Genomic DNA, 19,546 nt, shown 5'->3' on the forward strand with positions numbered 1-19,546 from the left:
ACCGGGCGCCGGAGGCGTCCACCACCCACAGCACGTGGCCCCCGCCACACCCATCAGGCCGTACCCGCAGGTCACACCCCCTCTGACCCCCCGTTTTGGAGCCTGCGGGCGGAGTGTGTAGTCTTATCGACGGTAGCCGAGGGCTCCGGGGAGGCTTCGCCTAGTCTGGTCTATGGCGCCGCACTGCTAATGCGGTTTGGGTTCACCCCCATCCCGGGTTCAAATCCCGGAGCCTCCGCAACATCCTGCTCTGCTAGGATGACAACTGAACAAGCGCCCGTAGCTCAACGGATAGAGCATCTGACTACGGATCAGAAGGTTAGGGGTTCGAATCCCTTCGGGCGCACGGGCGATTGGGCGATGTGTGGCCGCAGAAAGCGCGGCCAACATCGCTCGTTGTCATTTGTGGGGCTCTCGCCCCACGCCCCTAGGCAGGAGGGGCTTCGCCCCCCTGCACCCCCGCTGTTGGGCCGGTGTCTGGGTGAGGCGCTGTTACGGGGCTTGCCTCGTGCTGGTTGAGGTCAGTCGAGGGAGCCGAGGCCGTGTGGGCGGCAGCACTGCTTGTACTTGCGTCCAGAGCCGCACCAGCAGGCCGCGGTCCTGGCCGGTGGCCAAGGCGTCAGGTCGGGCTGTGTACGCAGGTCCGGATAGCCCTCCAGATCGGAGGCTTGCGGCTTCTTGACGTCCTTGTCGCGGAGGAACGCCTCAAGGCCGGGGATGTCGCCGGGTGTCTGCTTGACCGTGTAGCCGTCGTCCGAGATCAGCGCGCACTCCTGCTCGACCCGCCGCCGGTGTTCATCCCAGGTCGTGCCAACCCTGCTGGTCAGGCCCGGCCACCGGGCGATCAGGTTCTCGTGTTCGGACTCAGGCCAGAAAACCACGAGTGCCGTCGCAGAATAGTGGTAGGTGCCATCTCCGCCGAGGGAAGTCCAATCCGAGTCGCTCAGCGCCATTGGACGATGATACGGAGGCGCCGAGCTGGATCCGGCGGCGCCGGTGGTGGCCTACTACTGGGGACTGGGATGCAACGGCGCACGGACGCGGGCGACGAGCTGGGGAAACCGGATCCGCTCACGGCGCTGGACTGTGGTTGTTGAGGAGTTAACCTTCGGGCGTGGCAGTTGTGCTCGACGGGAAGTCGTTGACGTGTGCGGAGGTGATCGCGGTCGCCGTCCGCGGCGAGCCGGTGAGCATCGACCCGACAGCACGGGAGTGGGTGCGGCGGGCGGCGGACCTGGCCCAGGAGGTCACGGGCCGGCGTCCGGTCTACGGCCGGACCACGGGAGTGGGCGCCAACCGCATGGTCAGCGTGGAGGCGCAGGAAGTGGCCGCCTTCGGGCGACGCCTGCTGCGCAGCCACGCGGGCGGCACGGGACCGCTGATCCCGGAGACGGAGGCGAGGGCGATGATGGTCGTCCGCGCCAACCAGATCCTCGCCGGCCACTCCGGGGTGTCCGAGCACGTCGTCGACTCGCTGGCGCTGGCCCTCAACGCGGGCTGCCACCCGCAAGTGCACTCGATTGGCGCGATCGGCACGGGCGACCTGACGGCGTTGGCGGAACTGGCGTTGACCCTGCTCGGCGAGCAGCCGTGGATGGGCCCGCACCCGTTGCCGCCGATCGACTTCGCCACCTCGGACGCGTTGGCCTTCCTGAGCAGCAACGCCCTGACGATCGGCCAGTCGGTGCTGGCGCAGGGCCAGCTGTCGGCCCTGCTGGACCAGACGTGCACGACGGCGGCGCTGTCGCTGCTCGCGGTGGACGGCTCGCCCGAGCCGTTCTCGGAGGTGGTGCACCAGTCGCGGCCGCACCATGGCAGCCAGCTGGTGGCGCGGCGCATCCGAGACCTGCTCGGCGAGATCACGCACACGCCGGCCCGTGTGCAGGACCCGTTCGGGCTGCGGTGTTTCCCGCAGGTGCACGGCGAGGCGGTGGACGGCCTGTCGGCGCTGGAGCAGGTGCTCAGCATCGAGATCAACGCCGGCGCGGAGAACCCGCTGGTGTCGGTGCTCGACGGCGACGTCTTCCACCACGGCGGATTCCACAGCATCACGCTCAGCCTCGCCCTGGACAAGGCCCGGCTGTCGGCGTTGCAGACGGCGCAGCTGTGCGTGAGCCGGCTGGCCATGCTGTGCGAGCCGAACTACACGGGCCTGCGGCCGTTCGCGGCGGACGAGGCGAGCGGCAGCTCCGGCCTGATGGTGATCGAGTACACCGCGGCGGCCTCGCTGGCCAGCTTCCGGTCCATGGCCATGCCGGCGGTGCTCGGCCACGCCACGCTGTCCCGCGGCGTCGAGGAGCACGCCAGCTTCTCGGCCCAGTCGGCGCGGATGACCGGCGAGGTGGTGCCGCACTTCGTGATCGTGCTGGCGTGCGAGCTGATCGCGGCGGTCCGGGTGCTGCGGATGCGTCAGCTGAGCCCGAACAACAGCGTCGAGCTGCGCGCGGCGTTCGACAACGCGGTGCGCATCCTGCCGACGGAGACCGAGGACCGGCCGCTGACCGTGGACCTGATGACGGCCAGCGCGCTGCTCACCGGCGAGCACGTGGAGATGGCCGAGCAGCTGCGACGCGTCACAGATAAGCCTGCGTGAGCTGCTGCTCGGCGTCGTCCAGGTACTGGGCCAGCATCTGCTCGGCGCGTTCCCGGCCCTGTTCGGCCAGCGCGGTCAGGATCTCCTGGTTGCGCTTGATGTAGGGCTCGTGGAAGCGCCGGGGATCGCCCATCACGTGGAAGACCAGCCGCAGCTCGGCCAGGATGCCTCGCATCATGTCGACGACCCGGGGGCTGCCGGCGAGCTCGCACAGCGCCTGGTGGAAACGCAGGTTCTGGGTGCCGACCGCGACCCAGTCCGACCGCGCGGCGGCGGCCTCGGCCTCGTCCACGACCGCCTGCACGCGTCGCAGATCCTCGTCGGTGACCTCGGCGTAGCGCAGCGCCCCGCACTCGACGACCTTGCGCAGCCGGTACAGGTCGGTGACGTCGTCCTTGGTCAGCGTCCGCACGAACACGCCGCGGTTCAGCTCGTGCACCAGCAGTCGCTCGTGGGTGAGCAGCCGGAACGCCTCACGCAGCGTGTTGCGGGAGACGCCGAGCGCGGTGCCGATCGCCTCCTCCGACAGCCGCGTGCCCGGCGGCAGGTCGCCGACCATGATCCGGGTGCGCAGCACCTCGGAGACGCGTTCGGCGGTGCTCACGCGGTCCAGCTGGAGGCGGTCGGCGGCGAGCATCTCCACCGGCCCGCCGGTCGGATCGGCCACTGGGCTCCCTTCGGCGACAACCGTTGAACAATATATTTTCACCGGTTCGGGCGGCCAAGCTCCACCCCAGCGTGTGACGGCCTCGATGCCACAGTGAGACCGGCCGGGCGTTCGCGGGTACGTGGGCGGGACGGGGGATGGGCACCCCGTTCCGCCCACGACAACTACGGTTGACGGCGTGAAGGAGCAACGCGCCGCGCACCTGTTCGCGCTGCTGGTGCTCGTGGTGACCGTCGGGCCGGTGGTGTCGATCTGGCTGTCGGTGATCGCGGCGGCGGCCCTGTTCGTGCCGCAGGTGCCGAGCAGCTTCACCGGCGGCGGGCTGCGCTCGATCGGCGTGCTGGTGGCCGCGTCGCTGCTGGTGTCCCAGGCGCTGGTGCTGGTCCTGCGATGGGCGCCCGGTCGGCCGTACCCTCGCACCGGCGCTGCGCTGTGTGCGCTAATTGGGTTGTTTGCCGGCGTGCTCGCCGCGATCCTGGCTTAGCGTGAATCACATGACCGAGCGAGCCGAGGTGATCGTCGTCGGCGGTGGTGTGATGGGCCTGTCCACGGCCTTCCATCTTGCCGAGGCGGGCGTGGACGTCCTGCTGCTGGAACGGGACGAACTCGGCTCCGGCAGCACCTGTCGGGCGGCCGGCGGGGTGCGGGCCCAGTTCTCCGACCCGGCCAACATCGAGCTGGCCCGGCGCTCACTGGCCGCGTTCGAGCGGTTCGGCCAGCGGCCCGGCGCGGAGATCGACCTACGCCAGCACGGTTACCTGTTCCTGCTCGACGACGAGGCCGACGTCGACGCGTTCGAGGCGGGCGTCCGGCTGCAGAACGAGCTCGGCGTGCCGAGCCGGATGCTGACCGTCGACCAGGCGCTCGAACTGTCGCCGCTGGTCGTCGGCGACGGCCTGCTCGCCGCCGCCTTCTCGCCCACGGACGGTCACTGCACACCGGAGGCCGTGGTCCAGGGCTACGCCCGCGGCGCTCGCGCGCTGGGCGCCCGGATTCGCCGGAACTGCGCGGTGACCGGCATCGAGGTCGTGGACGGCGTGATCACCGGTGTGCGGACGACACAGGGACTTGTCGACACGTCAACAGTTGTCGTGACCGCCGGCGCGTGGTCGGCGGCGGTCGGCGAGATGGCCGGCGTGCCGCTGCCGGTGGAGCCGTTGCGACGCCAGATCATCGTCACGGCGGCCATGCCCGACCTGCCCGCCGAGCTGCCGATGACCATCGACTTCGGCACCACGTTCTACTTCCATCCCGAGGGGCCGGGGCTGCTGGTCGGCATGTCCGATCCGGACCAGGAGCCGGGTTTCCACCTGAGCACCGGCGACGAATGGTTGCCCGGGCTGGCCGACGCCGTGCAGCGGCGGGCGCCGGCGCTGGCCGAGGTCGGCATCGCCCACCGCTGGGCCGGCCTGTACGAGATGAGTCCCGACCACAACGCCCTGATCGGCGAGGCCCGCGGCGTCAGCCGGCTGCTGTACGCGACAGGGTTCTCCGGGCACGGCTTCCTGCAAGGGCCGGCCGTCGGCGAGGTGCTGCGGGACCTGGTGCTCGGCGTGCCTACCGTGGTCGACGTGTCCGGTCTGTCCGCCGACCGTTTCGCGGCCAGTTCGGAACGTCCCGAACTGAACTGCGTCTGATGCTGAACCCCATCCACCTCCGCACCCTGACCGAGGCGGTCCGGACCGGCTCGTTCGCCGAGACCGCGCGCCTGCTCGGCTACACGACTTCCGCCGTGTCCCAACAGATCGCCATGCTGGAACGGGCGGTCGGCGCCCAACTGTTCGAGCGCTCCGCCCGCAGCGTCCGGCCGACCGCCATCGCCGAGCGGATGGCCCTGCTCAGCCGGGACGCGCTCGCCGCACTGTCCGAACTGGAGCGTGAGGTGCGGGCCCTGACCCGGGGCGACGCCGGCACCCTGCGGCTGGCCAGCTTCGCCACCGCCAACGCCCGGATCATGGCCTCCACCCTCGCCGCCATCGTCGAACGCCGCCCCGGCGCCGACGTGTTGCTGGACGAAGGCGAGCCCGACGAGGTCCTCGCCGGCGTGCTCGACGGCGACCGCGACGCCGCCGTCGTGTTCGCCTACGACCTCGATCCTCGGACCTGGCCCCGGGAACTGGTCGCCACCCCGCTGCTGTCCGAGCCCCTCGTGCTCGTCACCTCGCCCGCGCACCGCCTGGCCGCCCGGCCCGACGCGTCCCTTGTGGAGGTCTCCGACGAGCGCTGGATCTGCACCCGCAGCGACACCGCCGGCTCCAAGTCCCTGGAACGCCTCTGCGCCACCGCCGGCTTCGTCCCCCGAATCACCTTGCGTAGCAACGACTACGGCGTCGTCTGCTCCCTCGTCCGCCGCGGCCTCGGCGTCGCCGTCGTGCCCAAACTCGCCATCGGCGCCGACTCCGGCCTCGGCGTCCTGCGCATCGCCGACTCCGAGGTCTTCCGCCGCATTCTCGCCCTGCACCGCCCCAGCAACACCAACCCCCTGCTGCCCATCGTGTTGGACGCCCTCCGTGCCCAGTGCGCCGCCATCGCCCAACGCTGGGCCTGAGTTGTCCACAGGGGCCGAGTTGTCCACATCTGGATCTTCACCCGCCACGAAGCCCTTGCGGCTGAGTAGGCTGGCAGCGGGGGACGCCCCCTTGGGTTGGGTGGGCACTGCGGTTGGGCCAGGGGCCGGCTAGGTCTGGGGTTCGCTGATCAGACTGCTTTCTCTCGCCGGCATGGCCGGCGGTTGCCGCGCCCGCAAGGGATCACCTTGCCACTGACGGGATTGTCATGGGCGTGAGCAATGTGGACAGGGCAGTTGATCGGGACCGGCACGGTGGTACCGGCCCGTCTGATCGCGAACTACGACGTCCGCCAGCGCTGATCAGAGCTTCTTCATGCGGACGCGGCTGATGGAGTGGTCGGCTTCCTTGCGCAGCACCAGGGTGGCGCGGCCGCGGGTGGGGCGGATGTTGTTGACCAGGTTGGGCTCGTTGATCTCCTGCCAGATCTGGGTGGCCCTGGCGACGGCCTGCTCGTCGGTCAGCGAGGCGAAGCGGTGGAAGTACGAGGCGGGGTTGGCGAAGGCGGTGTCGCGCAGCTTGAGGAAGCGGCTGACGTACCACTGCTGGATGCAGTCGGTGCGGGCGTCGACGTAGATCGAGAAGTCGAACAGGTCGGAGACGGCGAGGCGGGCGCCGGGCTGGAGCACGTTGAGGCCCTCGACGATGAGAATGTCGGGCCGCCGCACCAATTGCCGGGTTCCGGGCACGATGTCGTAACTGAGGTGGGAGTAGACGGGCGCCTCGACCTCGGGGGCGCCGGCCTTGACGTCGGCGACGAAGCGGACGAGCGCCCGGCGGTCGTAGCTCTCCGGAAAACCCTTGCGGGTCATCAGGCCCCGCCGCTCCAGCTCGCCGTTGGGCAGCAGGAAGCCGTCGGTGGTGATCAGGTCGACCCGCGGATGGTCGCTCCACCGGGCCAGCAGCGCCTGCAGGATGCGGGCGGTGGTGGACTTGCCCACGGCCACGCTGCCGGCGACGCCGATGATGAAGGGCACCTTCTCGGACGGCTCGCCGAGGAACGTGGTGGTGGCGGCGTGCAGCCGTTGCCGGGCGGCGACCTGGAGATTGATCAGCCGGGACAGCGGCAGGTAGATGTCGGCGACCTCGTCCAGCGACACCCGATCGCCGAGGCCCTGCAGTCGGTGCAGTTCCTCGGAGGTGAGGCTCATGGGCGTGGCCGCGCGCAGCTCGCGCCAGTGCTCTCGCCCCAGCTCCACGTACGGGGTCAGGTCCCGGGCTCGGGTCACGTGCACAGTGTCCCCGTCGGTCCGGGTTTCGTTCACCCCCGCGACACGTGATGTTGACGACGCTGAGCAGCGGAGGGTTTGCCACGAATGGAGCAATGGTCGAGATCAAGTTGTCTCCGTTAGATAACGATCTTATCGCGAGAAGCCCACGTTTCATGGGGGCGTAATCGTTTGCGTCGATGTGACCAGCGGAAACGTTGGCCTGTGGATAACTTGGCCCGACTCTGATTCATTGGCGGCGTCGGCAATTTTCGTGACGCTCGGTGATAACCGAGTCCAGCTCGGCTAGTCGATCTTCGTGTCGCGCCACGTCCGGGTGACGTTTCCGCAGGTCAACCACTATCGGGTGAGGCAACGGAAGCTGTCGTCACCCTGTCGAGTACTGTGACGCCGCGTTCCACACAGGACTTTCACCGAACGAGGCGCATATCGCCTGTTCGGAGTATGTGTCACGAGCTTCGGATACGCCCTTTCGGGGCAGTGTTGCTCGAACCGTGACACCGCAGGGCAGGTCAGAGGTCGGGGACCAGCGCTAGCAGGCAGTCAAACGAGGAGAGTCATGGCAAACCGGTTCCACCCGGGTCGTATCGCCGCCGCTGTGCTCGGCGCCTCGATCGCCCTGATGTCGGCGGCGCCGCTGGCGTTCGCGGGCGACAACGACAGCCACGGTGGCGGCTACGCCACGCCGCGTGGCCCGCGCGACCAGGCCCCGTCCGCGCAGTCGGACGCCAAGATCGGCACCACCACCGGCCTCAACGTCAAGCTCGTCGGCGACAAGTACGCGACCGAGCGGACGCTGCTGATCCCGATCACGGTTGACGGTCAGAAGGTCTACACCTACTGCGTCGAGTTGAACGTCGACATCGACGGCAAGGTGAAGATGGTCGAGGTCCCGTGGGACAAGTACCCCTACGAGGACGCGCCCGGCGATACCGACGGCGGCTTCAAGAAGCACGCGGGCCAGATCAACTGGATCCTGCAGAACAGCTACCCGAACGTCTCCGCCGCGACGCTCACCGACGCGCTGACCAAGGCCGGCGTCAAGCTGCACAACGGCCTGAGCGAGGCCGAGGCGATCAGCGCCACCCAGTCCGCCATCTGGCACCTGTCCGACGGCGCGAAGCTGGACGAGAGCGACCCGACGCCGTTCAGCGGCAAGGACGCCGGCGCCGACGTGCTGGCGGCGTACAACTTCCTGCTGGCCCACGCCACGGACCTGCCCCAGCCGACCCCGTCGCTGGACCTGACGCCGCCCTCGCTGTCCGGCAAGGCCGGCGACCTGATCGGTCCGTTCACCGTCACCACCACCGCCGGCTCGGTCAAGGTGTCCTCGACGCTGCCCAACGGCGTCACGCTGACCGACAAGGACGGCAAGGCCCTCGGTGACGTCGCCAACGGCGCCCAGATCTACGTCAAGGTGCCGGCCACGGCCGACGCCGGCAAGGGCTCCTTCGCCGTCGACGCGAGCGCGCACCTCAACGCCGGCCGCCTGTTCGTCGGCGCCAACTCCGACGGCACGCCGAGCAAGAAGGCCATCTCGCAGTCGCTGATCGTCGCCAAGCCGACCGACATCAAGCTGCACAAGGAAGCCAGCGTCTCCTGGACGGTCGCGCCGACCTCGACCACCACGACGACGACCACCACGACCACGGCGCCGCCGACCACGACGACGACCACCCCGTGCGTGTCGTCCACGACGCCGACCACGACGACGAGCAACGGTGGCGGCTCCACGACCACCACCAGCCCGGCTCCGACCTGTGCCACGCCGACCCCGACCACGTCGGCTGACACCAACGAGCTGGCCTACACCGGCGCCTCGGTGATCGGCCCGGCCATCGCCGGCGTCGTGCTGATCGGCGCGGGCATCGGCGCGCTGTTCTTCGTTCGCCGCCGTAAGGCCAACCACAGCTGACACCAGCTGATCCGCTGAGCCAAGTGGGGCCTCCCGTGTAAACGGGAGGCCCCACGGTTGTTTCGGTTAGGTACGCTCCGTTGTCGACCCTGACCTCGAAAGGTGGACAGTGAACGTCCCCAACGCGACTGAGCCCGCGCAGTCCGACAGCACGCCCCGTGCCGGCCGCCGTCCGGTGATGGTGACGTGGCAGGGCCTGACCGGTCCCCGCCTCGAGTCGGCCCGGCTCGTGCTGTCCGAGAACCGGATCAAGGGCAGCGGCCGGGTGGTCGCGGCGGCCATCGAGGGTCGAGAGGCCTACAACGCCTCGTTCGAGCTGTCGGTCGGCGAGGACGGCGTGGTGAGCCGGCTGCTGCTGCGCAGCACCACCGCCGAGGAAGAGCGCACGATGTCGCTCAGCCGCACCGAGGACGGCCTGTGGATCGTCGACCGGGGCCGCGGCGTCGAGCGCCGTGACTTCGAGGGCGCGCTCGACGTCAACCTGCAGAGCAGCGTCCTGTTCAACGCCCTGCCGGTGCGCCGCCTCGGCCTGCACCGCGAGGCCGGCGAGCACGAGCTGCCGGTGGTCTGGGTGTCGCTGCCGGACCTGTCGGTCAGCCTCGTCCACGAGCGCTACCGCACCGTCTCCGTGGACGAGAGCGGCAGCGTGCTCGAGTTCGACCGTGGCGACGCCTCCGTCGAGCTCACGGTCGACGCCAACGGCCTGGTCGTCGACTACCCGGGTCTGGCCCGCCGGGTCTGATCAGAGCATCTGGACGACGGCGACGCTGCCGTCCAGCGAGGTCAGCCGGCCGCCCTTGTTGCCGAGGTCGCGCAGGTTGGCCAGGGCGTCCCGCGCCTCCAGGTCGACCTTGACGCCGTGCCGGGCGCCGGAGCGGTGCTGTTCCAGCTCCCGCCGGGCCAGGTGCCCGGCGTTGACGGTGGCGGCGAGCCCGCCGGTGGAGGCGAGCGAGCCGCGGGCAGCGCCGAGACGGCCGAGGGCGTCGTCGACGGCGTCGAGCAGCGCGGCCCGGTTGCCCTCGCACATGGCCTGCACGAGCTCGGGCCGGCTGCCGGCGACCCGGGTGCCGTCGCCGAAGGCGCCGGCCGCCAGCGCCAACGACAGCGGCCCGCCGGAGGCGCCCACGCTGGCCAGCACTGCGGCGAGCAGGTGCGGCAGGTGGGAGATGCGGGCCACGGCGTCGTCGTGCGCGGACGCGGAGGCGGGCACGACGTGGGCGCCGCAGGCCAGCGCCAGCTGCACGACCTCGGTCCACACCTCCTGGTCGCTGTCGTCCTCGGTGGTCACGACCCACGCCGCGTCCCGGAACAGTTCGGCCGAGCCGGCCGACCAGCCGGACCGCGAGGTGCCGGCCATCGGATGGCCGCCGACGTACCGGGCGTACGGGTTGATCTTGCGTACGGCCTCCGACACCGCGCCTTTGACGCTGATGACGTCGGTGAGCCGACAGCCCGGCGCGTAGGCCGACACCGACCGCAGCACCTCGGCCAGCGCGGTCAGCGGCACGGCCAGCACGATGAGGGCGTCTTCCTCGTCGGCCCGGCGCAGCGCGTCGTCCACGCTGTCCTCGACGGTGAAGCCGGCGGCCCGTGCCGCCTCGGCATCCGTTGTCGACGCGGTGGCACCCCAGGTCGCCCGGCCGGCCGCGCTCGCGGCGCGCATGACGGACCCGCCGATCAGACCCATCCCGATCACACAAACAGGCAGCACGGGTCCCATCCTGCCGGCACGGGCCGACCTGGCGAAACCACCCCGGGTGTTAACGCAGCGAGTCGAGGGCGAAGGCGGCGTGCATGGCCACGCCGTGCTCCATCGCGGCCTCGTCGAACAGCACCCGGTTGGAGTGGTTGGGGGCGGCCTCGTCCAGCCCGATCGACGGCGGGCAGGCGCCCAGGAAGGCCATTGTGCCGGGCACCTGCCTGGTCACGTACGAGAAGTCCTCGGCGCCCATCATCGGGTCGGTCATCGGCTCGCTGTAGCGGGAGCCGAGCACCGAACTGGCCAGGTCGAGCACGTTCGCGGCGACTTCGGGGTCGTTCATGGTGATCGGGTAGCCGCGCTCGATCTGGAACGTCGCCGAGCAGCCGTAGGCGGCGGCGGTGTGCTCGCAGATCCGCTTGGCCTCGGTGTGCACGAGGCTGCGGGTGGCCTCGGAGAACGTCCGGATGGTGCCCTCCAGCTCGGCGACCTCCGGGATGATGTTGCTGGTGGTGCCGGCGGCGATCTTGGCCACGGTGATCACGGCCGGCTCGGAGGCGTTGACCCGGCGGGTGATCATCGACTGGAGGGCGCCCACCATCGCCGCCGCGGCCGGCACCGGGTCCAGCGCCTTGTGCGGCTGCGAGGCGTGACCGCCGCGGCCGATCACCCGGACCCGGAACACGTCGGCGGCGGCCATGATCGGGCCCGGCCGGCTGGTGATCACGCCGGACCGCACCGTCGAGGTGATGTGCAGGGCGAACGCCTTGTTCGCGAGCAGGCCGGACGCGCCGAGCACGCCCTCGTCGATCATGTGCTTGGCCCCGTGGTGGCCCTCCTCGCCGGGCTGGAACATGAACACCACGTGCCCGTTGAGGGCCTCCTTGCGGGCGCACAGCAGGCGGGCCGCCGAGGCCAGCATCGCCACGTGCGTGTCGTGTCCGCACGCGTGCATCGTCCCGTGCACCTCCGAGGCGAAGGCGCAGCCGGTCTGCTCCGTCAGGGGGAGGGCGTCCATGTCGGCGCGCAGCAGCACCGTCGGGCCCGGACGGGCCCCGTGCAGCACCCCGACCACCGAGTCCGTGGACTTGCCGGTGGTGACCTCCAGCGGCAGGCCCTCCAGCGCGTGCAGCACCGCCGCCTGCGTCTGGGGCAGCCTCAGGCCCAGCTCAGGGCGCTTGTGCACCTGCCTGCGCAGCGCCACGGTCCGTGGCTGCAACGCGCGGGCGGCCTCGATGAGACCAGCGAGCCTGGGGTCACCTGAGTGGGTGGTTGCTGGGCGTGCCGCTGAAGTGGTCATCCCGCCATGGTCCCACCGTAACCACCGTCCGGCCGATCTTCGTGAGGCCGGCTTGGGGGATAGTGCTTCCGGGTGACCGGCCCGGGCGCATACGGTGTGCACATGTCGGTGCACGAGCCGGTGGGTGGTTTCGGTGTCGCCGTCGTCCGCGAGGACGGCAAGTGGCGTTGCAGCTCGCTCGAACTGGCCACCCTGAACGAGCTCGACGCCGCCATCACCGCGCTGCGGAAGATCCGGTCGACCGGGGCCCTGTTCGGCATGCTCAACGTCGACGACGAGTTCTTCGTGCTGCTGCGGCCCAGTCCCGGCGGGGTGTCCCTGCTGCTGTCCGACGCCGCCGCCGCGCTGGACTACGACATCGCCGCCGACGTGCTGGACCTGCTGCGCGTCGAGCCGCCCGACGACGAGGACGACGGCCTGTGGCCCGAGGGCGACCTCGGCGTCCTCGCCGACCTGGGGCTGCCCGAGGGCGAGCTCCAGGTGATCATCGACGAGGTCGACCTCTACCCCGACGAGCAGCTCCAGATGATCGCCCAGCGCTGCGGCTTCAGCGCCGAGTTCGGGGCCGTCGTCGACCGTGTCCAGCAGTGACGAGGAGCTGGTCCGGGCCGCCCTCCGGGTAGCCCGCGAGGCCGGCGACGACATCCCCATCGGCGCCGTCGTCGTCGACGCCGACGGCCGTGAGCTCGCCTCCGCCTGCAACGCCCGGGAACGCCTCGGCGACCCCACCGCCCATGCCGAGATCCTCGCCCTCCGCGCCGCCGCCACCGCCCTCGGCGACGGCTGGCGCCTCGAAGGCTGCACCCTCGCCGTCACCGTCGAACCGTGCACCATGTGCGCCGGCGCCCTCGTCCTCGCCCGCGTCTCCCGCCTCGTCTTCGGCGCCTGGGAACCCAAGACCGGCGCCGTCGGCTCCCTCTGGGACGTCGTCCGCGACCGCCGCCTCAACCACCGCCCCGAGGTCCTCGGCGGCGTCCTCGAACAGGACTGCGCCGCCCTCATGGACTCCTTCTTCGCCTCCCGCCGCCCCCGCGTGTAAGTCCCTCGCGCCCCTCCTGTAATGTTCTTACCGGTGGCGTGTCCGAGCGGCCGAAGGAGCACGCCTCGAAAGCGTGTGAGGGGCAACCCTCCGTGGGTTCAAATCCCACCGCCACCGCAGGTCAGAGCCCCGGTTACCGATCCTGGTAACCGGGGCTCTGACGTTTCGTCTCAGTTCTAGTCTCAGTTCGTCCGCTCAGGCTGCTGACTCGGTACCGGCCGGAGGGTCGTCGGTCTTCCGCTTCTTGGCCTTCTTGCGCTTCTTGGGGCCTCCCAGAGCAGCCCGCCGACCTGGGTGGCCACGTCCTTCCGGATAGCGGCGATCACGTGTTGGTACCTCGCGGCCATCGCCGTGTTGGACCAGCCCATGATGGCCATGACCGTCCGCTCGGTGACACCGAGCAAGAGCAGCACCGGTGCCGCCGTGTGCCTGGCGTCGTGCAGCCGGCGGTCCGGCACCTTGGCGCGCTCGACGCCGAGTCCATGCGGCGCTACATCAGGCACCGAGGCGCGGCCCGCGACACGGCCAAGTTTGCGAACTGGGAGGGCTACCTCTCCGGGCTCAACCTGGCGTTCGAGCCAGCGACCGAACACACGATTGTCAACAACTCTGCGGACGCTCGGCCATTGCAGGAACAGGCTGAGCAGCTGCTCGCTACCGTGACGGCATGAGTACCACGTTGCGCGTGCTGGTGAGCGCAGAGGTGGACGACCAGGTCGGCGTTCACCTGCTCGGACAGGTGCCTGGCGTCGAAGTCGTCACCTACGACCCGACCGCCGCCGACCTGTCCGACCAGCAGCGCAGCGCCGAGGTCTTCATCCCGCCTTACCGGGGCAGCGAGCGTCCAATCCCGCTGGTCAAGCAGCTGCACGAACCTCCGGCTCGTGCAGCTGCTCAGCGCCGGGATCGACGAGTGGAGTCCGCACGTTCTCTCTGGCGCGATGCTGGCCAACGCTCGCGGCGCCCATGCCGCCCCGGTCAGCGAGTGGATCCTCTCCGCGATCTTGACCACCTACCGGCGCTGGCCTGCGCTCATCCGCTACCAGGACCAGCACACCTGGGCGCACCGTCGCCCCGGCACCGACTTCGACACGTTGAGCGGCAAGCGCGTGCTCGTGCTCGGGGCCGGCGCGATCGGAACCGCGGTCGCCCGCCTGCTCCCGCCGTTCGGCGCGACCGCCACCATGGTCGGCCGGACCGCCCGGGCTGGCGTTCATGGTGTTGACGAACTTCCGGACCTGGTCGCCGAGCACGACATCGTGGTCGTCATCTGCCCGCTCACCCCGGAGACAGACGGCCTGGTCGACGCCAAGATCCTGGCCGCGATGCCGGACGGCGCACTGGTGGTCAACGCTGGGCGTGGCCGCGTGGTCGACACCGACGCCTTGGTCACCGAGCTGACCGCCCAGCGCCTGCGCGCTGCTCTCGACGTCACCGAGCCCGAGCCGCTTCCGGAAGACCATCCACTGTGGACGTGCCCAGGCGTGATCGTGAGCCCGCACGGTGCTCGAACCGTTCCGGGCACCAATCGCCTCTGCTACGAGGTGGCTGCTAAGCAGGTTGCAGCACTGGCAAGGGGGGAAACGCCACCTAACGCTCAGGCTCGCTAGGGCTGGCCTGGCTCACGGCTCCAGACGGGGGATGCGCGTGTGGACAGCGATCATGTCGCAGACCGTCTGGTACATCAGCTGGCCATCCCGAGCCTGGACGTCTTTGAGGTAGTCGTTCGCTCCCGACACGTCACCAACCGTCAGGAAGCCAAGGCAGAAGTGGAAGTGCGTCAGCGCGCGGGCTGCACGTTCCTGCTGCTGGGTCGGCTGCTGGCTGGCCGTCATGTCACAACTTTCGGTTACTGACCGCGCTCTAGCCCATACCGAGATGGGTATCTCACTATGAGATGTAGCCCTGTGTGGATGACCGATCCGAAGGGCGTGGCAGTCCCCGATTGGGCATGGCAGCGCCCCGAAGTCCGTGACGCTCTTCGCGCTCGCGACATGGCTGCCCTGTTCAAGGTGGTGCAGCAGTACAGCGGTGCCAGTCAAACCCGGATCGCCAGCGCCACAGGCCTACTCCAAGGGCGAGTGAGCGAGATCATCAGCGGTGCCCGCAAGGTCACCACACTGGACTTGTTCGAGCGCATTGCGGACGGCTTCCAGATGCCCGACGACGCTCGGATGTTGCTCGGACTTGCGCCGCAAGACCCCGCTGGGCTCGATCACCTCAGCGCCTCTGGCCGCGCCGAACTCATTGCCGTCTACCCGTCCCAGTCGGCCGCCCTGCCTGAGATTCGCGACCTTGCCGCCAAGGCGGCAGTCGTTGACGTGCTGGCCGTGCGCGGGCTGGGCATCCTCGGCATGAACGACTCCGTGCTCCGGCCCAGTGTGCGCAAGTCGTCGCCGTCTGTCCGGGTCCTTCTGCTCGATCCCGACTGCGAGGCGGCCCACAGTCGGGCGGCCGAGATCGGCGAGTCCTACACGACGTTCAGCGGCGGCATTCACATGTCCATCGAGCGGCTCCGCGAGCTCGCCGGCGACGACGTCCACGTCGAGGCACACACCTACGCGCTGCTGCCGACCTGGCGGGTCATCGGTCTGGACAACACGCTCTTCGTGTCCGCGTTCGGCGAGACCCACGAGGGCTACACCTCCCCGATGTACCGAATCGCCGGATCGCCGCATGGCGCACTGCACCGCGGCTTCCGTAGGTTCAGTGACGAGTTGCGCCGCACAGCGCGGCGCGTGGTCTGACCAGGAGGCGACCATGGCGGTCGAGGCGGAACTCAAGGCACGACTACTCCACCCGGACCACGTCCGGCAAAGGCTTGCCGAGCGAACGCCCGCCGAGCACTCCGTCTATGCCGATCGCTACTTCGACTTCCCGGACCGTCGGCTCACTGCGGCCGGCTACGAGGTGAGGCTGCGGACGGTCGCCCGACCCGCCGGCGACGTACGGTCGCTGCTGACGTTCAAAGAGCCGGCGGTTGATATCGCGAGCGACTCGAAACCGGAGCACGAGACGTCCATTGGGGACCCGGCCGCAGTCGCTCCCTTGCTCAATGCGCTGGGCCTGGTCGAGTTGATTGCGTTCGAGAAGCACTGCGCCAACTTCCGGTTCACCGCCCACGGTCGGAACCTGTTGGCCACGATGGTCGAGGTGCCGGAGCTGGGTGGCGAGACGTTCGTCGAAATCGAGACGCTAACCGCTGACGATGACGTAGCTGGCGGCTCGAGAGTGGTTCGGCGGGTGTTGGACGAACTGGGTATCACCGACGGGGAGCTGACGACGGAGACCTACACCGGAGCGGTGGCGGCCAGGCGTGGTCTTTGACCTGGCTCTGCCAGTGAGTCACTGCAACCGTGTTGGCCTGAGTCACTCAACCAGACTCGGTTGGTGCAGATTTTGAAAATTGTCTAGCCATCTGTCGTATAAGCGCCTGCACCCTATGTGACCGCACGATCTGCGTATCAATTGCGGTTGGCGCATAGCCTAGGTCAACCAGGATGCAGATCGTGACAAGCTGTGCGATTGATTCGGCCAACCAGTACATTTCCTCAGAAGTGACCCGCACCTTGGGCGTTCCCTCCTGGTGTGTCAAATCGTTTCGAACTTGTTTGACGAGCTTGACCCACTCTGTAGGGTCGGGAACGAGCGTATCGAAGGCGACGCCAGCCTTCTTGATCAATCCGTGTAGACGGTCGCCTAGACTTGGATCGTTGATGTACTGGTTCAGCCTAGTTTTAATGAGAGCCTGCTCCTCGGCTGGAAACTGGGAAATCCAAGTCCTTGTGGCGTCATTCTTTAGGTCAATTTTTGCCCTGACTGATTCAAATGTGGCTCTATGGAGAGCTTCGGCGGCTGTTGTGGAGTTTAGATAGCGGTTCTCGGCTGACATATTATCGGCGTAGCGAAGTCCGAAGGTGAGGCCGTGGACGCCCTTGAGCTTCTGTGCCAGCTCGAACCATAGGGGCAACTGTTGCCTGAAAGAGAATTCACTAAACTTTACGGGATACAGGGATTCGCTTGCGATTTGACGAGACGACTCGTTCCGGTTGATCTGGAAGCCGATGTCCAATGGCTGAAATCTTGGACCGTGCAGCGCAGACCTTTTTCCTGCGGGAGGTGACACTGTCAAACTTTGAAGGCTTGACGGTGTGTCTGTGAAGACGGTAAGTAGGTCAATAAGCGGAACTATGTAGTCTTCGCGTATTTCGCTAATACGTTTAGCTTGGGCAAATGTAATATCGAACTGGTACTTCACCGCAACGGTTGCGTTGTTTCGGCCGAAGAAAAAAGAGTCCAGGGCGCTAAGTAGAACCTTGTCGCCATTTCCCAGGGTTGCCCACATGTCGGGTTCGTGCTGAAAGTAAACGCCAAATCCGGCGTTTGGAAGGAGTTTGCGAACGTCTTCGCCTAGGAGATCCAGCTTTCCTATACTCGCCCATCGGTCAAGGTTTTCAACCTGCACGGATGCGTGATTAACTGCGAAGTCAATGTCGGTGTGACAACCGAGAACGATGAGATCCACGGTGAAATCTTGTGAAAAATGTCGGCTTTCAGGGCGGCCTGCTGCGCCCTTGAAGTTGCATCCGAAAAGTGTGGCCGGACCGCGCTCGGTATCTCCAAAAAGTGCTGGTACATGCAGCGAATCGGATGCTTCTAGGCGTTTTCCGAAAACGTTTAACGTTCCGCCCTCGTCTGGCGAGTATTTAAATTTCCCGGTCGCGTGGTGGTGACGTTTCTTGCCTGGCACCCACCATGAACCTTGTGTTTCAAACGGGTCCACATCGTCCCCTTCGCCCTGGGACACCTCATCGGCGATCGATTCTGTCCAGCGTACTAGCCATCTGCACCTCCGTCGTCGTGTCGACGCTGCGCCGGTCTTGTCGCGATGTTGGCTCGCCTCCTGCGACGACACGAACCGGTTGGCGGCGCTAGGTGGGCATCGCTGCCGCACCAATGGTCAAAGTCAGGGTGCGAGACCCTCGCGGCGGTCGGTACTCCGTCTCAGTTGTCGTCTCACTTACCTGGTGTCCGGTCAAGTACGTCCTCGTTCGGGGGGTCGAGCACATGCGCTGACCTGCTGCGTAGCATCGATGTGGACCCAGAGGAACTGTGCCGGACGGCGGTTCGCAGACCTCGAAAGCGTGTGAGGGGCAACCCTCCGTGGGTTCAAATCCCACCGCCACCGCAGGTCAGAGCCCCGGTTGCCGATCATGGCAACCGGGGCTCTGACGTTTCGTCCTACAGCGGTGAAGTTCCTCGACCTCACGATCACGGTCATGGCCGCCGGCTGTCCCGGGCATCGCGGCATGGTGACCATCGTTCGGTCACGAGGTTGCTCACCTCGAACGACGCTGGCCTAGCTGAAGACCACCGAGCGCAGCAGGAGCTTGTCCGAGCCGTGTCCACCGTTCGGCTTGAGGCTGAAGTGGGCGTCACCTTCGCACTCGCTGTTCTTGAACACCACCAAAAACGGGACTTGGTGTCGTTGCGCGGGCGGAAGGCATAGGTGTCCTCGAGGTCGGCGACTTCGGGGATCTCGATGCACTGACCGCTGGGCGGATCGATCAAAGAACCAATCTGGATGTCCCCCTCCTCGTCGAGGTAGCGAGAGGTGAACTCGCCGTCCGCCGCGAACGCGGTGCCGGACATCGTGAAGACCAGGGCAACGGCGCTGGCGGTGGCCAGGAACGCAGTCGGCAGACGCATCGGAGACAGTTCCCTTTCGGTCGTCGTGATCAGTGCCTCAACCCTGCCCAGACCAAACGGAGTTACGCGCCGGTCGCCACTCGTGCGTGAAGCAGCATCACCAGTTCGGGTTGTCGCCCCACGACTTCAGAAACCCGCTCTCAGACCGCCGGATCTGCCATCGAACGGCGGGGGCCACAAAGCGCGATCGATGCCGTCAGCGGTGGACTACTGGCGGCCGGTAGTGCATTCGCAGCAAGAGCAGCAAGCCGAGGGCGGCGTAGACGAGCAGCGCGATGCCGGTGGTGAGGCGGAGCGGGTCGACGAGGGTGGCGTACTGCTCGGCCGCGGTGACGGCAGCGCGGTGCTGCGGTAGTTCGACGCTGAACCTGAGGATCACACCAAAGCCGGCCAACGCGAGCAGGACGTGGAGCAGGGCCAAACGCTTGGCCGCTGGGGAAAAGCGGTGCAGCACGCGGTAGGTCCGGTCGTTGATGGTCCCGCGCAGCGCCAAGGCGCCGATCACGACGGCGGGCGCGATGGCTGAGCCCGCTGCCAACGGGCTGATCGGCAGGGCCGGGCCGAACATCAGGGACAGCACGAGAACGGCGATGGCCGAGGCCGCGCCGAGCAACGAAGCAACAAGACACCACTTCATGGCCGAAGCCCCCCTTCGGCGGCGAGCGCCGCCGCCATCGCATAGGAGGGGGCGACGGGGCCGAGGGTTCCGGAGGCGAAGGTGATGGCGGACATACGGGCCGTACGGGGTAAACGGCCCACCGCCCTTCGTACTACCAGGTAACCGTTGCGCAAAAGCCTCCCGTCGTTCACTCAACCGGGGGAGGATGC

At 67.9% G+C, this 19,546-nt stretch carries 22 protein-coding genes and 3 tRNA genes; 15 read left to right on the plus strand and 10 right to left on the minus strand.

Annotation, left to right across the window (positions count from 1 at the left end; translation table 11 throughout):
* Positions 1–149 precede the first annotated feature (149 nt).
* Both ACIG5F_RS07740 and ACIG5F_RS07745 read left to right on the plus strand, forming a co-directional pair.
* Positions 150–238: transfer RNA gene (locus tag ACIG5F_RS07740), tRNA-Ser, on the plus strand.
* 35 nt (positions 239–273) lie between these two features.
* Positions 274–346, plus strand: a tRNA-Arg gene (locus ACIG5F_RS07745).
* A 175-nt stretch (positions 347–521) separates the two neighbouring features.
* Here the strand turns inward: ACIG5F_RS07745 and ACIG5F_RS07750 are convergent.
* Complete coding sequence (locus ACIG5F_RS07750; RefSeq protein ID WP_396516646.1) at positions 522–953, minus strand: SEC-C domain-containing protein; 432 nt, start codon at positions 951–953, stop codon at positions 522–524.
* 161 nt (positions 954–1,114) lie between these two features.
* Here ACIG5F_RS07750 and ACIG5F_RS07755 point away from each other — a divergent pair, with 161 nt between their 5' ends.
* Complete coding sequence (locus tag ACIG5F_RS07755) at positions 1,115–2,593, plus strand: aromatic amino acid ammonia-lyase (protein ID WP_396516647.1); 1,479 nt, start codon at positions 1,115–1,117, stop codon at positions 2,591–2,593.
* Here the strand turns inward: ACIG5F_RS07755 and ACIG5F_RS07760 are convergent.
* Positions 2,574–3,230, minus strand: coding sequence for a GntR family transcriptional regulator (locus ACIG5F_RS07760; RefSeq protein ID WP_396516883.1), 657 nt, complete (start codon positions 3,228–3,230; stop codon positions 2,574–2,576). The two genes, ACIG5F_RS07755 and ACIG5F_RS07760, sit on opposite strands and share 20 nt — an antisense overlap.
* 208 nt (positions 3,231–3,438) lie before the next feature.
* Between ACIG5F_RS07760 and ACIG5F_RS07765 the strand changes: the two genes are divergently transcribed.
* From ACIG5F_RS07765 to ACIG5F_RS07775, 3 genes are read left to right on the plus strand one after another with little or no spacing between them, the layout of a single operon-like run.
* Entirely contained in the window at positions 3,439–3,744 is a 306-nt protein-coding gene (locus ACIG5F_RS07765; RefSeq protein WP_396516648.1) for a hypothetical protein, read from the plus strand.
* Between the two features lie 10 nt (positions 3,745–3,754).
* Complete coding sequence (locus tag ACIG5F_RS07770) at positions 3,755–4,897, plus strand: NAD(P)/FAD-dependent oxidoreductase (RefSeq protein WP_396516649.1); 1,143 nt, start codon at positions 3,755–3,757, stop codon at positions 4,895–4,897.
* Positions 4,897–5,808 carry a LysR family transcriptional regulator gene (locus ACIG5F_RS07775; protein WP_396516650.1) on the plus strand — a complete coding sequence of 304 codons (912 nt, stop codon included), beginning with the start codon at positions 4,897–4,899 and terminating at the stop codon, positions 5,806–5,808. The genes ACIG5F_RS07770 and ACIG5F_RS07775 overlap by 1 nt, the downstream gene beginning before the upstream one ends.
* Before the next feature lie 321 nt (positions 5,809–6,129).
* Here the strand turns inward: ACIG5F_RS07775 and coaA are convergent, their stop codons facing one another.
* Positions 6,130–7,056 carry a type I pantothenate kinase gene (gene coaA / locus ACIG5F_RS07780; RefSeq protein WP_396516651.1) on the minus strand — a complete coding sequence of 309 codons (927 nt, stop codon included), beginning with the start codon at positions 7,054–7,056 and terminating at the stop codon, positions 6,130–6,132.
* 559 nt (positions 7,057–7,615) lie between these two features.
* Here coaA and ACIG5F_RS07785 point away from each other — a divergent pair.
* On the plus strand, positions 7,616–8,971 hold the full coding sequence (locus ACIG5F_RS07785) for a thioester domain-containing protein (RefSeq protein WP_396516652.1): 1,356 nt from the start codon (positions 7,616–7,618) through the stop codon (positions 8,969–8,971).
* Between the two features lie 109 nt (positions 8,972–9,080).
* A complete protein-coding gene (locus tag ACIG5F_RS07790) occupies positions 9,081–9,713 on the plus strand; it encodes a putative glycolipid-binding domain-containing protein (protein ID WP_396516653.1) in 633 nt (210 codons plus the stop codon).
* Here ACIG5F_RS07790 and ACIG5F_RS07795 read toward each other — a convergent pair whose 3' ends face one another.
* Positions 9,714–10,691, minus strand: coding sequence for a prephenate dehydrogenase (locus ACIG5F_RS07795; RefSeq protein ID WP_396516654.1), 978 nt, complete (start codon positions 10,689–10,691; stop codon positions 9,714–9,716). It lies immediately after the preceding gene.
* A 40-nt stretch (positions 10,692–10,731) separates the two neighbouring features.
* Positions 10,732–11,970, minus strand: a complete 1,239-nt coding sequence (locus ACIG5F_RS07800) for a M20 family metallopeptidase (protein WP_396516655.1) — start codon at positions 11,968–11,970, stop codon at positions 10,732–10,734.
* A gap of 102 nt (positions 11,971–12,072) precedes the next feature.
* Here ACIG5F_RS07800 and ACIG5F_RS07805 point away from each other — a divergent pair, with 102 nt between their 5' ends.
* From ACIG5F_RS07805 to ACIG5F_RS07815, 3 genes are all read left to right on the plus strand, one after another.
* Complete coding sequence (locus ACIG5F_RS07805; RefSeq protein WP_396516656.1) at positions 12,073–12,561, plus strand: tRNA adenosine deaminase-associated protein; 489 nt, start codon at positions 12,073–12,075, stop codon at positions 12,559–12,561.
* A complete protein-coding gene (locus ACIG5F_RS07810) occupies positions 12,548–13,009 on the plus strand; it encodes a nucleoside deaminase (RefSeq protein ID WP_396516657.1) in 462 nt (153 codons plus the stop codon). Before ACIG5F_RS07805 ends, ACIG5F_RS07810 begins: the two co-directional genes overlap by 14 nt.
* 32 nt (positions 13,010–13,041) lie before the next feature.
* Positions 13,042–13,126 (plus strand) — tRNA-Ser (locus ACIG5F_RS07815).
* Between the two features lie 65 nt (positions 13,127–13,191).
* Here the strand turns inward: ACIG5F_RS07815 and ACIG5F_RS07820 are convergent.
* Positions 13,192–13,512, minus strand: coding sequence for a tyrosine-type recombinase/integrase (locus ACIG5F_RS07820; RefSeq protein WP_396516884.1), 321 nt, complete (start codon positions 13,510–13,512; stop codon positions 13,192–13,194).
* On the opposite strand from ACIG5F_RS07820, the gene ACIG5F_RS07825 reads away from it, so the two are divergent.
* Positions 13,435–13,680, plus strand: a complete 246-nt coding sequence (locus ACIG5F_RS07825; protein ID WP_396516899.1) for a hypothetical protein — start codon at positions 13,435–13,437, stop codon at positions 13,678–13,680. The two genes, ACIG5F_RS07820 and ACIG5F_RS07825, sit on opposite strands and share 78 nt — an antisense overlap.
* A 213-nt stretch (positions 13,681–13,893) precedes the next feature.
* Positions 13,894–14,619 (plus strand): NAD(P)-dependent oxidoreductase, encoded by a 726-nt coding sequence (locus tag ACIG5F_RS07830; protein ID WP_396516658.1) that lies wholly within the window; start codon positions 13,894–13,896, stop codon positions 14,617–14,619.
* A 12-nt stretch (positions 14,620–14,631) separates the two neighbouring features.
* Here the strand turns inward: ACIG5F_RS07830 and ACIG5F_RS07835 are convergent, their stop codons facing one another.
* Entirely contained in the window at positions 14,632–14,844 is a 213-nt protein-coding gene (locus tag ACIG5F_RS07835; RefSeq protein WP_396516659.1) for a hypothetical protein, read from the minus strand.
* A 78-nt stretch (positions 14,845–14,922) separates the two neighbouring features.
* Between ACIG5F_RS07835 and ACIG5F_RS07840 the strand changes: the two genes are divergently transcribed.
* Both ACIG5F_RS07840 and ACIG5F_RS07845 read left to right on the plus strand, forming a co-directional pair.
* The gene (locus ACIG5F_RS07840; protein WP_396516660.1) at positions 14,923–15,756 is read left to right on the plus strand and encodes an XRE family transcriptional regulator; all 834 of its coding nucleotides are present in this window, start codon (positions 14,923–14,925) and stop codon (positions 15,754–15,756) included.
* 13 nt (positions 15,757–15,769) lie between these two features.
* Positions 15,770–16,336, plus strand: a complete 567-nt coding sequence (locus tag ACIG5F_RS07845; protein ID WP_396516661.1) for a class IV adenylate cyclase — start codon at positions 15,770–15,772, stop codon at positions 16,334–16,336.
* A 46-nt stretch (positions 16,337–16,382) separates the two neighbouring features.
* Here ACIG5F_RS07845 and ACIG5F_RS07850 read toward each other — a convergent pair whose 3' ends face one another.
* From ACIG5F_RS07850 to ACIG5F_RS07860, 3 genes are all read right to left on the minus strand, one after another.
* Entirely contained in the window at positions 16,383–17,792 is a 1,410-nt protein-coding gene (locus ACIG5F_RS07850; protein ID WP_396516662.1) for a HEPN domain-containing protein, read from the minus strand.
* A 494-nt stretch (positions 17,793–18,286) separates the two neighbouring features.
* A complete protein-coding gene (locus tag ACIG5F_RS07855; RefSeq protein ID WP_396516663.1) occupies positions 18,287–18,718 on the minus strand; it encodes a hypothetical protein in 432 nt (143 codons plus the stop codon).
* Positions 18,719–18,914: 196 nt separating this feature from the next.
* Positions 18,915–19,355, minus strand: coding sequence for a hypothetical protein (locus tag ACIG5F_RS07860; RefSeq protein WP_396516664.1), 441 nt, complete (start codon positions 19,353–19,355; stop codon positions 18,915–18,917).
* Positions 19,356–19,546: the final 191 nt, after the last annotated feature.

It is taken from the genome of Kutzneria sp. NPDC052558, assembly GCF_044547355.1.
Classification (GTDB): Bacteria; Actinomycetota; Actinomycetes; order Mycobacteriales; family Pseudonocardiaceae; genus Kutzneria.

Excerpts from the sequence above, each read along its gene's own strand:
- ACIG5F_RS07855 (WP_396516663.1), bottom strand. The coding sequence starts at position 18,718 with ATGCGTCTGCCGACTGCGTTCCTGGCCACCGCCAGCGCCGTTGCCCTG.
- ACIG5F_RS07760 (WP_396516883.1), bottom strand. The coding sequence starts at position 3,230 with ATGCTCGCCGCCGACCGCCTCCAGCTGGACCGCGTGAGCACCGCCGAA.
- ACIG5F_RS07785 (WP_396516652.1), top strand. The coding sequence starts at position 7,616 with ATGGCAAACCGGTTCCACCCGGGTCGTATCGCCGCCGCTGTGCTCGGC.
- ACIG5F_RS07860 (WP_396516664.1), bottom strand. The coding sequence starts at position 19,355 with ATGAAGTGGTGTCTTGTTGCTTCGTTGCTCGGCGCGGCCTCGGCCATC.
- ACIG5F_RS07775 (WP_396516650.1), top strand. The coding sequence starts at position 4,897 with ATGCTGAACCCCATCCACCTCCGCACCCTGACCGAGGCGGTCCGGACC.
- ACIG5F_RS07795 (WP_396516654.1), bottom strand. The coding sequence starts at position 10,691 with ATGGGACCCGTGCTGCCTGTTTGTGTGATCGGGATGGGTCTGATCGGC.
- ACIG5F_RS07805 (WP_396516656.1), top strand. The coding sequence starts at position 12,073 with ATGTCGGTGCACGAGCCGGTGGGTGGTTTCGGTGTCGCCGTCGTCCGC.
- ACIG5F_RS07835 (WP_396516659.1), bottom strand. The coding sequence starts at position 14,844 with ATGACGGCCAGCCAGCAGCCGACCCAGCAGCAGGAACGTGCAGCCCGC.
- ACIG5F_RS07770 (WP_396516649.1), top strand. The coding sequence starts at position 3,755 with ATGACCGAGCGAGCCGAGGTGATCGTCGTCGGCGGTGGTGTGATGGGC.
- ACIG5F_RS07800 (WP_396516655.1), bottom strand. The coding sequence starts at position 11,970 with ATGACCACTTCAGCGGCACGCCCAGCAACCACCCACTCAGGTGACCCC.
- ACIG5F_RS07750 (WP_396516646.1), bottom strand. The coding sequence starts at position 953 with ATGGCGCTGAGCGACTCGGATTGGACTTCCCTCGGCGGAGATGGCACC.
- ACIG5F_RS07840 (WP_396516660.1), top strand. The coding sequence starts at position 14,923 with ATGACCGATCCGAAGGGCGTGGCAGTCCCCGATTGGGCATGGCAGCGC.
- ACIG5F_RS07845 (WP_396516661.1), top strand. The coding sequence starts at position 15,770 with ATGGCGGTCGAGGCGGAACTCAAGGCACGACTACTCCACCCGGACCAC.